This window comes from Arenimonas sp. GDDSR-1, from assembly GCF_025980345.1.
In the GTDB taxonomy this organism is placed as follows: Bacteria; Pseudomonadota; Gammaproteobacteria; order Xanthomonadales; family Xanthomonadaceae; genus Arenimonas.
This window is the reverse complement of record NZ_JAPDUI010000022.1, coordinates 19,843-35,006: the sequence shown is the minus strand read 5'-3', so window position 1 is coordinate 35,006 and position 15,164 is coordinate 19,843. Positions and strand designations below refer to the sequence as shown.

Genomic DNA, 15,164 nt, shown 5'->3' with positions numbered 1-15,164 from the left:
CAAAGCGACCCCCCTGGCTTTGGCCACCGCCCTGGCACTGAGCGGTTCGCCGGCTTTCGCCGTCGATCTGGTCCAGTCCTACACCCAGGCCCGTCAAGGCGATCCGACGCTGGCCATCAGTGAATCGCAGAACGCCATCTCCAAAGAGGGCGTGGTGCAGTCGCGCTCCAGTCTGCTGCCGCAGATCAACGGCCGCATGAGCCTGAACAAGAACGATACCGACGGCACCCTGAACAACAACACCACCTTCAGCAGCTCGAGCACCCAGCAGCAGAACAGCGCCAGCCTGAGCCAGAGCATTTACAACTACGGCAACTATGCCCGGCTTTCGGGCAGCAAAGCCCGCGCCCTGCAATCGGATTCGGAACTGGATTCGGCCAACGACAGCCTGATCATCCGCGTCTCGGAAGCCTACTTCAACGTGCTCACCGCCATCGACAGTCTGGCCGCATCGCGTGCCGAAGAGCGCGCGGTCAAACGTCAGCTCGATCAGGCCGAGAAGCGCCTGGAAGTCGGTCTGGCACCGATTACCGACGTGCATGAAGCCCGTGCCCGTTACGATTCCTCGCGTGCCAATACCATTCTGGCCGGCAATGCGCTGATCGATGCCCGCGAAGCCCTGCTCGAAATCACCGGCCCGCTGCCGGAGTCGCGCATCAAAGGCCTGCCGAATGATTTCCAGCCGGTCGGCGAAGCCCGCAAACCGACCGAAGAACTGGTCAATGATGCCCTGACCAACAATCCGAACGTGATTGCCCGCGAAAGCGCGCTGAAAGCGGCCGAAGACGATGTCCGTCTGGCCCGTTCCGGCCACCTGCCGTATCTGGATGCCAGCGCCAGCTGGAGCGACAGCACCCTGAAAGACGGCAACACCGGTCCGTTCTCGGCCAAGGATTCGACCTCGACCGGCGTCAACGTGGCCTTGGTCGTGCCGATTTTCGCCGGCGGCGCCACCCAGTCCCGCGTGCGCCAAGCCGTTTCCACCCGCGACATCGCCGCCGAGCAGCTGGAACAGACCAAGCGCCAGATCGCGCGTCAGGTCCGCAATGCCGATCGCAACCTGGAATCCGGTCTGGCCGAAGTCGAGGCCCGTCGTCTGGCGGTGGTTTCCGCGAAATCCGCGCTGGAAGCCGGCGAAGTCGGTCTGGAAGTCGGCACGCGCACCATCGTCGACGTATTGCTGGCACAGCAGCAGCTGTTCACCGCTGCCCGTGAATACTCGCGTGCGCGCCACAACTATCTGGTCAACACCCTGCGCCTGAAGCAGGCTGCCGGTACGCTGGAAGTGAGCGATGTCGAAGCGGTCAACCGCTTCCTGACCGAAGACGCCGAAGCCAAACTGCAGTAATTCCGGTCAATCAACCGGCCGAGCCAAGGCACGGGGAAACCCGTGCCTTTGTTTTTTCCAGCGCTCCGCGGTTGGCCATCACGCAACTGATGTTGGCCGAGGCCATGGCCGTGCGCCGGGCGGCATCGTCGAGCAGTGCCGTCACGCACTGTCGCAGGTCATCGGCATCGGCCACCTGAAGCAGACCGCCGGCATCGGCAAGCGCCGCCACGCTGTCGGCGAAATGCGCCGTATGCGGACCGACCAGCACCGGCACGCCGGCCGCCGCCGGCTCCAGCACATTGTGACCGCCGATGGCCTGCAAACTGCCGCCGACGAAAACCAGATCCATGCCGGGCATGAAGCTGCGCAGCTCGCCGAGCGTATCGATCACGAACACCTGCGCTTGCGCGGAAGGTTCCGGCTGACGGCTGCGTCGCCGCACGCGGAGGCCCCGGGACTCGGCCAGCGCTGCCGCCGCGGCAAAGCGCTCGGGATGCCGCGGCGCCCAGATCAACAAGGCCGAGGGCCACTGTTCCAGCACCGCGGCATGCGCCGCCAGCACCGCGGCTTCTTCCTCCGGGTGGGTACTGGCGGCCATCCAGACCGGCGTTTGCGTCCAGGCCGCACGACGGCGAAGGCCGGAGGTCTGCGTTTCAGCATCCCCTGCCAGATCCCATTTCAGATTTCCGGTGACCGACACGGCATCGGCAGCGGCACCGGCGGCAACAAACCGCGCGGCATCGGCAGCGCTTTGGCACAGAATGGCCTCGGGGATCGACAAGGCACCCCGGAACACACCGCCGAACCGGCGGTAACGGCGCAACGAACGCTCGGTCATGCGGGCGTTGACCATCATCACGGGAATGCCGGCGCGCTGCGCGGCCTGAAAAAGATTCGGCCAGATTTCGGTTTCCACGATCAAGGCGGCGCGCGGACGGAAATGGGCGAGAAACCGGCGCGTGAGCCAACGCAGATCGATCGGCAGATACACCGTGCTGCAGGCCGCGAGCTTGAGCGCCTGCGCGGCCTGTCGGCCGGCCGGGGTTTGGCAGGTGATCAACAGCGGCAGGTCCGGGAAATCGGCACGCAGGGCCAAGAGCAGGGGTTTCAGGGCATGCACCTCGCCCAGGGAAGCGGCATGGCACCACAGCGGCGCCGCGGCAGAAGCGGACGGATACACGGCGAACCGTTCGGACAGATGGCGCCGGTAGCCCGGTTGCGCCAGACTGCGGAAAAGCAGCAGCAGGATGACGGCCGGAAGCGCCAACAGCCACAGGGCGGCGTACATCAGGCGCGGAAGGATGGGATAAGATACGGAAGCCATTTGGATAAGCATAACCTAGGACACTGCACGTGCCGCAGCCCTCGCCCCGCCCCGCCCTGTTTGCGCACCTGCCGTCCTGGATCGGCATCGGCTGCGGCTGGCTGATCGCGCACCTGCCCTGGGCCTGTTACCGTCCGCTGGCCTGGCTGCTGGCGCGGCTGATGCGCCTGCTGATGCGCGAACGCGGGCATATCGCGCGAACCAACATCCGGCTGTGCTTTCCCGGGCTGGACGAAACCGCACAGGAAAAACTCTGGCGGGACAGCTTCGACTCCATGGCCTTCTCGCTGTTTGAATTCGCGCGCGGCTGGTGGGGAAATCTTCGTCCGGCCGATGCGGCGACGCCGATTCAGGGTCTGCAGCATCTGCAGGCCGCCCAGGCCCGCGGCAAAGGCGTGCTGTTGGTCTCGGCGCATCTGATGACTCTGGAATACTGCGTCAAGATCCTTGCCCGGCATGCGGCCATCGGCGGCATGTACCGTCCTTTCGATTCGCCCGCTTTCGAGTGGAGCGTCAGCGAAGGGCGGCGTGCCTACACCGCCGCCATGTATACCCGTGATGAATTGCGGGCCGTGCTGCGCCATCTGAAATCGGGCGGCATTCTCTGGTTCGCCCCCGATCAGGAAACCCGCCGCGGCGACAGCGTGTTCGTTCCCTTCTTCGGCAACCCGGCCTGGAGTTTGACCTCGACCCATCAGCTGGCGAAATTGAGCGGCGCCGCAGTGGTACCGTTTTTCCACCGACGCATGCCGGATGGCGGCTACGAAATTGAAATCGGCAATATCCTCGAGGACTTCCCGGGCGACGATGCGGTCGCCGACACCGCACGCGTCATGGCCCTTTTCGAAGCGATGATCCGCCGTTGTCCGGAACAGTATCTGTGGCTGCATGCGCGTTTCAAGCGCCAGCCGGACGGGCGCAGCCCGTACTGAATCAATCGGCCAGACGGTAGGCCGCGCCGCAGTAAGGGCATTTGGCGCTGCCGGTGGCCTCGATCGGAATGACCACTTTCGGATGCTGGTTCCACAGCGCCATGTCCGGCGTCGGGCAGGTCAGCGGCAGCTGCGCGCGCGTCACTTCAATCACGGTTTCTTTCGGTGTATTGGCGGCGTTGGCGGTCATGCGGCGGACTCCTGTGTGAGCGGCCATTTTACCCGTTCAGGCGGCAATCGGCAAAACAAAACCCGCCGCAGCGGGTTTTGTCGCGACAGGCGGCAACGGGGCCTTACTTGGCCTCGGTGGCTTCCAGCGTGATGTTGATGCGGACCTCGTCGCTGACCGCCGGCACATAGGCGCCGACGCCGAAATCGGAACGCTTGATCACGGTGCTGGCATCGAAGCCGGCGGCCGGAATCTTCTTCATCGGATGGTTGCCGATGCCATTGACCTTGACGGTCAAGGTGGCCGGCTTGGTGACGCCATGGATGGTCAGGTCGCCGCTGACATGCAGTTCCTTGGCACTGGCCACATGCACCGATTTGCTCTTGAAGCTGGCGGTCGGGTATTTGGCGGCATCGAAGAAATCGGCGCTCTGCAGGTGCTGGTCGAGCTTGCTGACGCCGGTGGAAATGGAGGCGATCGGAATTTCCACGGAAATTTTCGACTTGGCCAGATCGGCGGTATCCAGATCGAATTCACCGCTGATCTGGTCGAAGCGGCCGGTGATGTTGGAAAAGCCGAAGTGGTTGTAGGAGAACTGGACCTGGGTATGGCCGGGATCGATGGCGTATTTGGCGGCATCGGCGGTGCCGGCGAAAGCAAAGGCGGCCAGGGCGAGCAGGGCGTATTTTTTCATGGGAATTCCTCGGTTGGGTGGCGGAAAGGGGGATTGCAGTCAGAGTATGCGGCAGGCTTCGTCGAATTCAAGGCGGGGCGAGCGCGGGAACAGCTTGCTGTCGTCGCCGTAGCCGAGATTGATCAGGAAGTTGGATTTCCAGGGGGTGCCGGCGAAGAAGGCTTCGTCGACCATGGCATTGTTGAAGCCCGACATCGGACCGCAATCCAGGCCCATGGCACGCGCGGCGAGCATGAAATAGGCGCCCTGCAGATTGCCGTTGCGTACCGCAGCGGTCTGGATCAGGGCATCATTGCCGGCGAACCAGCTGCGCGCATCGACATGCGGAAACAGCTTGGGCAGCTGCTCGTAAAACGCGAAGTCGATGGCGACGATGACATTGACCGGGGCCTGCAGGGTCTTGGCGCGGTTGCCTTCATCGAGTGCCGGTGCCAGCTTGGCTTTGGCTTCGGCCGATTTCACGAACACGAAACGCGCCGGACAGCTATTGGCGGCGGTCGGGCCCCATTTGGTCTGTTCATAGATGGCCTGCAGCTGCGCATCCGACACCGGCGTATCCTGCCAGACGTTGTGGGTGCGGGCGTTGCCGAACAGCTGATCGAGCGCGGCAGGGTTGAGGGCGGTTCTCATGGGTTCTCCGGGGCGATGGATGCGGCATGCCGGACAACGGAATGCCTGCGAGGGAAATTCATGGTACGGGAAATCCGGCGGAGCAGTAAGCGCAACAAATCAAAAGATTGTTCCGATTATGGGATTATTGCGGTTCTGCGAAATCGAAGCCGTGACGCGCCAGAATGGCGCCGACCTGCCGACGCACATCGCGGACGGCGGCGTCCGCCGCCACAACGCGCGGTTGCAGGGCCAGATGGCAACGCAGGCTCACAGCCTGCAGCGTTTCGACCGCGGCCGCCAGTTGCGCGGCCTCGTCGGCACCGATCCGGCCGCAATCGGCCAGAGCCCGCGCAAGCGCGATGCTGTCACGGTGAGCGACCAGCTCCGGACAGGCCGCGGCGTGCATCAGCACCTGAGCCTGCAGGAAAAACTCGATATCGGTCAGACCGCCGGATCCGTGCTTGAGATCGAAGCGGTCGTCACGACTGCGATCCAATTCCGTGCGCATGCGATGCCGCATGGCGGTGATTTCGGCATGGAGGTGCGCGTGCTCACGCGCCGAACAAAGGATCTGCGCACGCAGTCCTTCGAACGCCGCGCATAGAGTGGCGTCGCCGGCCACCGCGCGGGCACGGACCAGCGCCTGCAGCTCCCAGATCCAGGCGCGTTGCTTCTGGTAGGCCGCGAAACTGTCGAGCGTACTGACCAGCAGACCCTTGGCACCATCCGGACGCAGCCGGATGTCGGCTTCATACAGGCTTCCTGCCGAAGTGGTCAGATCCAGCAATGCGATCAATTTCTGCGCCTGCCTCAGGAAATAGCGCGAAGCATCCAGACTGCGGGCGCCGTCGCTGGCCTGTACCGGTCCGACCCGGTTGAGAAACACCAGATCGAGATCCGAATTGAAGGACAGGCCGGACGCGCCGAGACTGCCGTAGCCGATGACCGCAAATGCCGAATCCGGAACCGTGCCGTGCTGGCGGCGGATTTCGGCGGCGGCAATGCGGTTGCAATGGCCGAGCATCTGCTCAGCCAGCTGGGTCAGCAGCCGGCTGGCCTCGGTGGCGGCCATGCCGTGGAACAGGACGTGGTAGGCGATCTTGAATGCCAGACTGAGCCTGGACTCGTTCAAGGCCAGCAGCGCGGCCTCGGCATCGTCCGCATGGCCGGCCAGGCGGGCCTCGATCTGCGTCGGCAGCGTCTGGGCATCGAAACCGCGGGCGATGATGCGGCTGTCCAGCAATTCATCCAGCAACAGCGGATAGTCGATCAGCTGCTGCGCCATCCATGGGCTTTCATCGAAAACATCGACCACGCGTCGGAGCGCATTCGGCTGTTCGTCGAGCAGGGCGATGTAACTGCTGCGTTTGAGCGTGGCCTGCAGGAAGCTGATGGCATGGGCAAGGCAGTCATCCGGGCGGCGCGCGCTGCTGCAGGCTTGCGTCAGTGCCGTGGCCACGCGTTGCAGCCGCTGTTTCGAACGGTCGGCCAGGGCCTGCGCCGCTGCACTCTCGAACAGCGCCGCCAGCCGCTCGGCATGGCGACCTGCGTCGGCAAAACCCAGCGACGGCAGATCACTGCCGGACGCCGATTCCGCAGCGGGCCCGGCCGGCCCGCCGAGCAATCCGGCGAAAAGCTGCTCGACCGTTGCGCGGTGACGCTCCAGATCGACCCGCAGTGCCGGCATGTCGGGGTAAGCCAGCCCCCGGGCGAGCCGTTGCTGCAATGCGGGTGCGTCGGGGAGCCGGTGTACCTGCGCGTCCGCCATCATCTGCACGCGGTTTTCAAGACGCCGGAGGAACACATAGGCGGAACGCAGGCTTTCCGCCGCGTCCGGCGCGATCAGGCCGGCCTCGCGCAGCCGCAGCAATCCTTCCAGCAGTCCCTTGACCTGCAATTCCGGATGGCGGCCGCCGTAGATGATCTGCAGGGCCTGTACGTAGAATTCGATTTCGCGGATGCCGCCCGGCCCGAGCTTGAGATCGTCATGCTTGTCGCGGCGCTGCACTTCCGCTTCGATCTTCGCCTTCATCTCGCGCAGACCGTCGATCGCGGTGAAGTCGAGATAACGCCGGAATACGAACGGACGCAGCATGTCGAGCAGACGCCAGCCGGTGGCGGCATCGCCCGCCACGGGGCGCGCCTTCAGCCAGGCGTAGCGTTCCCAATCACGCCCGGCGCTCTGGAAGTACTGCTCCATGGCGTTGAACGACAGCAACAGGCGGCCGCTGGCACCGAACGGGCGCAGCCGCAGGTCGACCCGGTGGCAGAAGCCTTCGGCCGTCACCTCATCGAGCAGATTGGCCAGACGCTGGCCGAGCCGGGTGAAATACGCTTCCGCCGCGATCGGGCGTTCGCCGTCGCTGATGCCATGGCCGCTGAAGGCATAGACCAGATCGACATCCGACGAGAAGTTCAACTCACCGCCGCCGAGCTTGCCGAGGGCGAGCACGGTCATGTGCTGTTCAACGCCCTCGCCGTCACGGACCGTGCCGTGACTGCGCCGCATCCGGGCATCGATGGCCGCGAATCCGGCCTGCAGGGCCTGTTCGGCGATCCAGGTGCTGCCGGCAAGGGTCTGCTCCACCGTATCGGTGCCGCAGACATCCCGCCAGATCAATTTCAGCGATTGCGCACGCCGCCAGCGGCGGATGCGCACCGGCCACTCGGACTCCACGTCCTCAGGAAGGTGAAGGGGCTGCAGCGGTTCATCGAGTCCGGCCAGCAGCCCGGGCTGCTGGACCAGGACCTCAACGGCGAAATCGGACACCTCGGCAAGTCGCGCGAGCGCCTCGGGCGGCGGAGCATTGCGGGGATGATCGGCCAGCAGTGCGGCCAGAACCGGCGGCAAGGCCTTATAGGACAAACGCCACCGCCATCCACAGGAACAGGCCGAGGCTGATCATGTCGGAAAGCCCGGACAGCACCAGATTGGCGGCCATGGCCGGATTGACCCCGAGCTTGCGCAGCAGCAAGGGCATGGCGGCGCCGAGCAGGCCGGCGCTCATGCAGCTCAGCGCCATCGCCGATGCCACCAACAGGGCCAGTTGGCCCGCATCACCCTGCTCGGGGTGACGCGAGGCGATGATGAACATGCCCAGCCCGGCCAGCAGACCGGTGAGAATGCCGTTGAGCAGACCGAGCCAGGTTTCCTTGATGACCTGGCGTTTCACCGGCCGCGCCGGATTCGACAGGCTCAGGCCGCGCAGCGTGCAGGCCAGCGATTGCGCGCCGATTGTCCGGCACAGGCCGGCCAGCACCGGCAGGAACACGGCGAGCAGGGTGGCCTTGGCGATGTTGATCTGGAAGTGGCTGACGATGGCACCGACCACGAACAGCATGAACAGGTGGATCTGCAGCCAGGGCTGGCGGAACTGGAACTTGCGCCACCAGGGCGAAGCCCACTGCTCGTCATGATCGACGCCGACCAGATAACCGGGTTGCCCCGATAATTCGAAGGCCTGCTGCTGGTGCAGCCGGTGCGTGTGCACCTGGCCGAGCAGCACGTTGTCGTCGTCGCAGACCGGATAGGTCAGCGGCGGCTGCAGGGACAGCCGTGACAGGGCCTCATTGAGCGGCCACTCGGGCCGCAGACTGCAGGGTTCGCGCTGCATGATCTGGTCCAGCGACTGTCCACGCTCGGCAAACAGCAGTTCGCGGAAGGCCACGATGCCGAGCAGGCGGTTGTCGGGATCGACCACGTAGACCTGGTTCAATTCGCGCTGCGGCATCAATTCGCGCAGAAGATCGACCGCCATGGCCACCGAGGTGCCTTTGCGGAATGCCGCGACCGGCTCTTCCAGCTGATTGCCGACGGTGCCGGGCGCGTAGCGTTCGGCACGCAGCCAGGCCGCGCCGGTATGGCTGGCGGCCATGATCGATTCACGCACATCCTCCGGCAGGGCCAGCAGAATGGCCATGGCCCGCGCCGGCGGCAGATCACCGAGTTGTTGCGCGGCCAGATTCGGGTGCTCGAGATCGAGCAAGCCGGCGGCCGTACGCGCATCCAGCGCCATCAGGCGGGAACTGAACAGTTCGTCTTGGCGGACCACGGCGCTTCCTTGGAGGGTTTGCCATAGATTAACGCAGATGTCCGGCAATGCCTACGGCACGTACACCGGCTCGGTGATGATATAGCCGCGGGCCTTCAGGCGCTCGAGCAAACCACCGGGTTTAATCAGTTCGCTGATATTGACCACCGCGACAGTGGAGCGGTTCTTCGCCGCCGCCGCATCCACCGCCTGCAGCCAGGCGGTGAGGGCGCGTTGCTGCACATCGCCCAAACCGGCGCTTTGTCCGATGCCGGAGCCGACCAGGGCATCGATGCAGGCGCCGGAAAAATCGGTCTGCGCGATGCGCCGGTAGCCGGCGATGTCACCGACCGCCCAGAGCCGGCCGCGTTCGGCCATGAACTGCACATCGCGCTCAATGCTGTCCAGGGTCTTCTCGAAGCAGGCAACGTCGCTGAGCGCACGCTTGTTGAACTCCTTGATGAATTTTTTCGGATCGCCGATATCCACGGTGATCTCCGGGCGCGTCACCGGCACATCGGCTTCCTTGGCCAGATCCTTGGCTTCCGGCCAGACGATGCCGTCGTTGCTCAGCCCGGCTTTGCGGATGGCCTTTTCATACAATTCCTGCGCGGCGAAAATCGGACGCCAGCTTTCGATATCCTTGTCGTTGCCGATGTATTTCTGCTTCATCACCTGCCAGCGCCGGTAGGTCTCCGGCGGCAGAATCTCCTGCAGCGTCCGGCCGAGTTTACTGTCGAGTTTCACCGACGGGCCGCCGATCAAGGCCTGCGATTCGGCCAGACGGCGCTCAAGCTTGATGGTTTCCCATTCCATGCCCTTGGGCACCGGCCTGATCGAGGCCAGAATCCACACGGTGTTGCCGCCTTTGCTGGCCTGCCAGAATCCGGGCCCGGGCAGAATGCCTTTGACCTCGACGGTATTGGCGACCGCCACCGGCGGCGCAGCCGGAACGTCCTGTGACAGGACCGGGGCGGCGCTGATGGACAGCAACAGGGTAAGCGTTAGGCGCATGGCGATTCCGGAAAGCGATGATGCATTCTATGACAGGTTGATGTGAAGAATGTTGCAATGAAAAACCCCGCTCGAAAGCGGGGTTTTCCGTAGGTGTGCGACAAGGGAACGGAATCAGAAATCCATCCCGCCCATGCCGCCCATGCCACCCTGCGGCATCATCGGCTCGTCTTTCTTCGGCGCTTCGGCCACCATCGCTTCGGTGGTGATCATCAGGCCGGCGATCGAACTGGCGTTCTGCAGTGCGGTACGGGTGACTTTGGTCGGATCCAGGATGCCCATGGCCACCATGTCGCCGTACTCGCCGCTGGCGGCGTTGTAACCGAAGTTACCGGTGCCTTCCTTGACCTTGTTCAGCACCACCGACGGCTCTTCGCCGCAGTTGGTGACGATTTCGCGCAGCGGGGCTTCCATGGCACGCAGGGCCAGGGCGATACCGACGTTCTGGTCGTCATTGGCGCCTTTCAGGGTGCCGATGGTGGTCAACGCGCGGATCAGCGCGACGCCGCCGCCCGGAACGATGCCCTCTTCGACCGCAGCACGGGTGGCGTGCAGGGCGTCTTCGACACGGGCTTTCTTTTCCTTCATTTCCACTTCGGTCGCGGCACCGACTTTGATCACCGCCACGCCGCCGGCCAGCTTGGCCACGCGTTCCTGCAGTTTTTCACGGTCGTAATCGGACGAGGTTTCCTCGACCTGGGCCTTGATCTGCTTGACGCGGGCCTGGATGCCTTCGGCTTCACCGGCACCGTCGATGATGGTGGTGTTTTCCTTGGAGACCTGGATTTTCTTGGCGCGGCCCAGATCCTTGATGGTGGCCTTGTCGAGCGACAGACCGACTTCTTCGGAAATCACGGTACCACCGGTCAGGATGGCCATGTCTTCCAGCATCGCCTTGCGGCGATCGCCGAAGCCCGGAGCTTTGACGGCGCAGACCTTGACGATGCCGCGGATGGTGTTGACCACCAGCGTGGCAAGGGCTTCGCCTTCCACTTCTTCGGCCACGATCAGCAGCGGCTTGCCGGCTTTGGCAACGGCTTCCAGCACCGGCAGCAGATCGCGCACGTTGGAGATTTTCTTGTCGTACAGCAGGATGAACGGGTCATCCAGTTCGGCCGACATCGACTGCTGGTTGTTGACGAAATACGGCGACAGGTAACCGCGGTCGAACTGCATGCCCTCGACCACGTCGAGTTCGTTTTCCAGACCGGAACCCTCTTCCACGGTGATCACGCCTTCCTTGCCGACCTTGTCCATGGCCTTGGCGATCAGCTCGCCGATGTTCTGGTCGGAGTTGGCCGAGATCGAACCGACCTGGGCGATTTCCTTGCTGGTGGCGCAGGGCTTGCTGAGTTTCTTCAGCTCGTCCACGGCGGCGCCGACGGCTTTGTCCATGCCGCGCTTGAGGTCCATCGGGTTCATGCCCGCGGCCACGGCTTTCATGCCTTCGCGGATCATCGCCTGGGCCAGCACGGTCGCGGTGGTGGTGCCGTCACCGGCGATGTCGGCGGTCTTGGTGGCGACTTCCTTCACCATCTGCGCGCCCATGTTCTCGAACTTGTCGGCCAATTCGATTTCCTTGGCCACGGACACGCCGTCCTTGGTGATGGTCGGGGCGCCGAAGCTCTTGTCGAGCACGACGTTGCGGCCTTTCGGACCAAGCGTGGCCTTGACGGCGTTGGCGAGAACGTTGACGCCTTTGACCATACGCGCACGCGCGTCTTCGCCGAAGCGGATATCTTTTGCTGCCATGATTGTGTTCCTCAGTAATTCGTGAATTCGGGATTAGGCCAGGATGGCCAGGATGTCGTCTTCTTTGACGACCAGGATTTCGACGCCGTCGTGTTTGATTTCGGTGCCGGCGTATTTGCCGAACAGGACCTTGTCGCCCACTTTGACTTTCGGCGCGCGCACGCTGCCGTTATCCAGCGGCTTGCCTTCACCCACCGCCAACACTTCACCTTTCACCGGTTTTTCGGTGGCCGAATCCGGAATGACGATGCCGCCGGCGGACAGTTTTTCTTCTTCCATGCGTTTGATGACAACGCGATCGTGCAGAGGCTTGATGTTCATAAATTACCTTTGTGTTTAAAATCAATACGTTGGATAAATCCCGAACCGGCGGATTAGCACTCGGGAGAGGAGAGTGCCAAATTCTACGCGAAAACCCCCGGCTCGGGGTGTACCCACTAGTGGGGGTGGCCCCGCCGGCTTTCAAGGGGTCGGCAAAGCCGCGGCTTTGGGCTACCCTAGAAAGCCGTTGAAACCGCCCGCCCGGAACGCCCGTGAATCGTCCTGCCTTCAGCTTCACCCTGATCTTCTCCCTGTTGGCCCTGTTGACCGCCCCCGCACGGGCCGTTTCCGAAGCCGACTTGCTGCCGGTGGATCAGGCCTACCCGGTGTCCATCGAGGCGGTCAGTGTCGACAGCGTGCGCATCCGCTGGGGCATTGCCGAGGGCTACTATCTTTACAAGCACCGCACCGCCGTTGAAAGCGACAGCCCCGGGGTGACGCTGGAGCCGCTGCAGCTTCCGGCCGGCAAAGCCTACCGCGATGAATTCTTCGGCGATGTGGAAACCTACCGCAAGGAACTGGCGACTACGGTGCGCTTCACGGCCCCGCCCGGCACCAACCATGTGCTGCTGCGCCTGAAATACCAAGGCTGTGCCGATATCGGCATCTGCTATCCGCCGCAGAACAAGCGCCTGCGGATTCCGCTGAACACCGCCGCGGCGGCGGATGGCCAAGCCCTGCTCGGATTGAACGGCGCGGCCGCCGATGCGGCGCTGCCTGAAGACCAGGCTTTCCGCATCGAGGCCATCGTCGGCGACGCCGGCTCCCTGCTGCTGAAACTGACGCCGGCCCAGGGCTATTACCTGTACCGCGACAAACTCGCGTTCGGTACGTCCGCAGATGCCATCGCCACACCGGGCAAAGCGAAACTGCCGGAGGCGGTCTGGTACCCCGATCCCGAATTCGGCACCGTGCCGGTGTATTTCGAACCGGCGGAAATCACCCTGCCCCTGCAACGCCGCGATACCGCCGCCGGGCCACTGTCCTTGACCGTGGACTATCAGGGCTGCAAGGAAAACGGCATCTGCTACCCGCCGATGAAAAAAACGCTGACCCTGGCCTTGCCGGCCGGCGGCGCGGCTGACGCGCCGGACGCCGCCGCACCCAGTGCCCTGCTGCAATGGCTGCCGGCACTGTTACTGGCGCTGCTCGGCGGTTTGATCCTCAACCTGATGCCCTGCGTGCTTCCGGTGCTTTCCTTCAAGGCGATGGCACTGGCCAAAGCCAACACGCCCGGCCATGCGCGCAGCCATGCGCTGTGGTACACCGCCGGCGTGATGAGCAGTTTCGCCGCGCTCGGCATCGGCGTGCTGGCCCTGCGCGGCGCCGGTCAGGCGCTGGGCTGGGGCTTCCAGCTGCAGCAACCGGTCATCGTCGGCGGCCTTGCCCTGCTGATGTTCGGCATCGGTTTGATGATGTCGGGCCTGTTCAACTGGGGTTCCGGTTTCGCCGGCATGGGTCAATCGCTCACCGAAAAATCCGGCCCGGCCGGCGACTTCTTCACCGGCGTGCTGGCGGTGGTGGTGGCCAGTCCCTGCACGGCGCCATTCATGGGCAGCGCACTGGCTTTTGCCTTCACCGCCCACTGGCTGTTGGCGCTCTCGGTCTTTCTGGCGCTGGGTCTGGGCTTGGCGCTGCCGTTCCTTCTGATTGGCTTCCTGCCCGGCCTTGCCGGCAAACTGCCGAAACCCGGCGCGTGGATGGACACGCTCAAGCATTGGCTGGCTTATCCGATGTACCTGACCGCGGTCTGGTTGGCGTGGGTGTTCGGCAACCAGAAAGGCGTGAACGGTCTGGCGCTGCTGTTGATCGCCGCCACCGCACTGACCGCCGCGCTGTGGTGGTTCGAACGGCAGAAAATGTCGCCCAGCCTGCGCGCCAAAGGCATTGCATTGCTACTCGGTGTGCTGGCCGCCGCCAGTTTCGGCGTCGCTTTGCAGCAGGCGCAACCGGGCGCGCCCGTGAGCACACAAGGCAAGAATTACGAGGCTTTCACTCCGCAGCGTCTGGCCGAACTGCGCGCGCAGGGCACGCCGGTTTTCGTCGACATGACCGCCGACTGGTGCATCACCTGCAAAGTGAATGAAAAAGCGGTGCTGCACACGGAGGCGTTCACCCGGCTGCTGAAGGACACCGGCACCGTGTATCTGGTCGGCGACTGGACCAACCAGGACCCGGACATCAGCGCGTATCTGGACCAATACGACACGCCGGGCGTGCCGCTGTATGTGGTGTATCCCGAAGGCCCGGGCGCCGGAAAAAAACTGCCGCAGCTGCTGACCCTCGACCTCATGCGCGAGGCGCTGACGCAGTGAAGCCGCTGAAGGTGCTGGTGCTGGCCGTGCTGGCGGCTCTGCTCGGCTTGGCCGCCGGCATGTTCATTGCCGGGCCCGGCATCCTGCTGCGCACCGACCTGGGCCAAGCATTGTTTGAACGCGTTGTGCCGCCGAAATATCCGGCGCCGGGCGGCGCCACCGCCATCGGCGAAACGGTTCGGCCATTCACCGTCACCGGATTCGATGGCCAGGCGCGTTCACTGCCGGCTCCCGGACGCTGGCAGCTCATCAACTACTGGGCCAGCTGGTGCGGCCCCTGTCGTGTGGAAATGCCCTGGTTGGATGCGCTGCACGCCGACCGCCAAGGCCACGTTGACATCATCGGCATCGCCCTGGAAACGCCGGAAAGCGCACAAACCCTGCTGAGTGACATCCCGGTGCGTTTCGCCCAGCACCACGAACCGCCCGGCGCGTCCGACAGCTCGGTGCTGCTGGGCAATGCCTGGGGCGTGCTTCCGTTCACGGTGCTGATCGACCCGCAGGGCCGTCTGGTCAAACGCCATATCGGCGTGTTCGCCGGCGAAGCGCAGCTGCGCGACTGGTTGGTCGACGGCATGGCGGATAATCGGCGTTAACAAAAATCAAACAGCATTCATTTTCAGGGAAATTCCCTCATTTTCTAGACAAAACCCCCTAAGTTTGCGAAACT

At 63.9% G+C, this 15,164-nt stretch carries 13 protein-coding genes; 4 read left to right on the top strand and 9 right to left on the bottom strand.

Annotation, left to right across the window (positions count from 1 at the left end):
• Nucleotides 1-1,348: TolC family outer membrane protein (locus Q0W88_RS05520; RefSeq protein WP_343212533.1), on the top strand; the 1,348-nt coding region annotated here is incomplete at its 5' end.
• A gap of 10 nt (nucleotides 1,349-1,358) precedes the next feature.
• Here Q0W88_RS05520 and waaA read toward each other — a convergent pair.
• Nucleotides 1,359-2,654 (bottom strand): lipid IV(A) 3-deoxy-D-manno-octulosonic acid transferase, encoded by a 1,296-nt coding sequence (waaA, locus tag Q0W88_RS05515; RefSeq protein ID WP_297800910.1) that lies wholly within the window; start codon nucleotides 2,652-2,654, stop codon nucleotides 1,359-1,361.
• A gap of 29 nt (nucleotides 2,655-2,683) precedes the next feature.
• Between waaA and Q0W88_RS05510 the strand changes: the two genes are divergently transcribed.
• Nucleotides 2,684-3,586, top strand: coding sequence for a lipid A biosynthesis lauroyl acyltransferase (locus Q0W88_RS05510; RefSeq protein WP_297800909.1), 903 nt, complete (start codon nucleotides 2,684-2,686; stop codon nucleotides 3,584-3,586).
• A gap of 1 nt (nucleotide 3,587) precedes the next feature.
• Here Q0W88_RS05510 and Q0W88_RS05505 read toward each other — a convergent pair whose 3' ends face one another.
• The 8 genes from Q0W88_RS05505 to groES all read right to left on the bottom strand — a co-directional run bounded on the left by Q0W88_RS05505 (nucleotide 3,588) and on the right by groES (nucleotide 12,179).
• Nucleotides 3,588-3,776, bottom strand: coding sequence for a zinc-finger domain-containing protein (locus Q0W88_RS05505; RefSeq protein WP_297800907.1), 189 nt, complete (start codon nucleotides 3,774-3,776; stop codon nucleotides 3,588-3,590).
• 103 nt (nucleotides 3,777-3,879) lie between these two features.
• A complete protein-coding gene (locus Q0W88_RS05500; RefSeq protein WP_297800906.1) occupies nucleotides 3,880-4,449 on the bottom strand; it encodes a YceI family protein in 570 nt (189 codons plus the stop codon).
• 39 nt (nucleotides 4,450-4,488) lie between these two features.
• Nucleotides 4,489-5,079 carry a malonic semialdehyde reductase gene (locus Q0W88_RS05495; protein ID WP_297800904.1) on the bottom strand — a complete coding sequence of 197 codons (591 nt, stop codon included), beginning with the start codon at nucleotides 5,077-5,079 and terminating at the stop codon, nucleotides 4,489-4,491.
• Nucleotides 5,080-5,203: 124 nt separating this feature from the next.
• Complete coding sequence (gene glnE, locus Q0W88_RS05490) at nucleotides 5,204-7,927, bottom strand: bifunctional [glutamate--ammonia ligase]-adenylyl-L-tyrosine phosphorylase/[glutamate--ammonia-ligase] adenylyltransferase (protein WP_297800902.1); 2,724 nt, start codon at nucleotides 7,925-7,927, stop codon at nucleotides 5,204-5,206.
• Nucleotides 7,917-9,113, bottom strand: coding sequence for a magnesium transporter (locus Q0W88_RS05485; protein WP_297800900.1), 1,197 nt, complete (start codon nucleotides 9,111-9,113; stop codon nucleotides 7,917-7,919). The genes glnE and Q0W88_RS05485 overlap by 11 nt, the downstream gene beginning before the upstream one ends.
• A 51-nt stretch (nucleotides 9,114-9,164) precedes the next feature.
• Nucleotides 9,165-10,106, bottom strand: a complete 942-nt coding sequence (locus tag Q0W88_RS05480) for a TraB/GumN family protein (RefSeq protein WP_297800897.1) — start codon at nucleotides 10,104-10,106, stop codon at nucleotides 9,165-9,167.
• A 114-nt stretch (nucleotides 10,107-10,220) separates the two neighbouring features.
• Nucleotides 10,221-11,858, bottom strand: a complete 1,638-nt coding sequence (groL, locus tag Q0W88_RS05475; protein WP_297800895.1) for a chaperonin GroEL — start codon at nucleotides 11,856-11,858, stop codon at nucleotides 10,221-10,223.
• Between the two features lie 33 nt (nucleotides 11,859-11,891).
• Nucleotides 11,892-12,179: a co-chaperone GroES gene (gene groES, locus Q0W88_RS05470; RefSeq protein WP_297800893.1), complete on the bottom strand. Its 288-nt coding sequence runs from the start codon at nucleotides 12,177-12,179 to the stop codon at nucleotides 11,892-11,894.
• Nucleotides 12,180-12,391: 212 nt separating this feature from the next.
• Between groES and Q0W88_RS05465 the strand changes: the two genes are divergently transcribed.
• Together Q0W88_RS05465 and Q0W88_RS05460 are read left to right on the top strand one after the other, a co-directional pair.
• Nucleotides 12,392-14,494, top strand: coding sequence for a protein-disulfide reductase DsbD (locus Q0W88_RS05465; RefSeq protein WP_297800891.1), 2,103 nt, complete (start codon nucleotides 12,392-12,394; stop codon nucleotides 14,492-14,494).
• Complete coding sequence (locus Q0W88_RS05460; protein ID WP_297800889.1) at nucleotides 14,491-15,090, top strand: TlpA disulfide reductase family protein; 600 nt, start codon at nucleotides 14,491-14,493, stop codon at nucleotides 15,088-15,090. Before Q0W88_RS05465 ends, Q0W88_RS05460 begins: the two co-directional genes overlap by 4 nt.
• Nucleotides 15,091-15,164 lie beyond the last annotated feature (74 nt).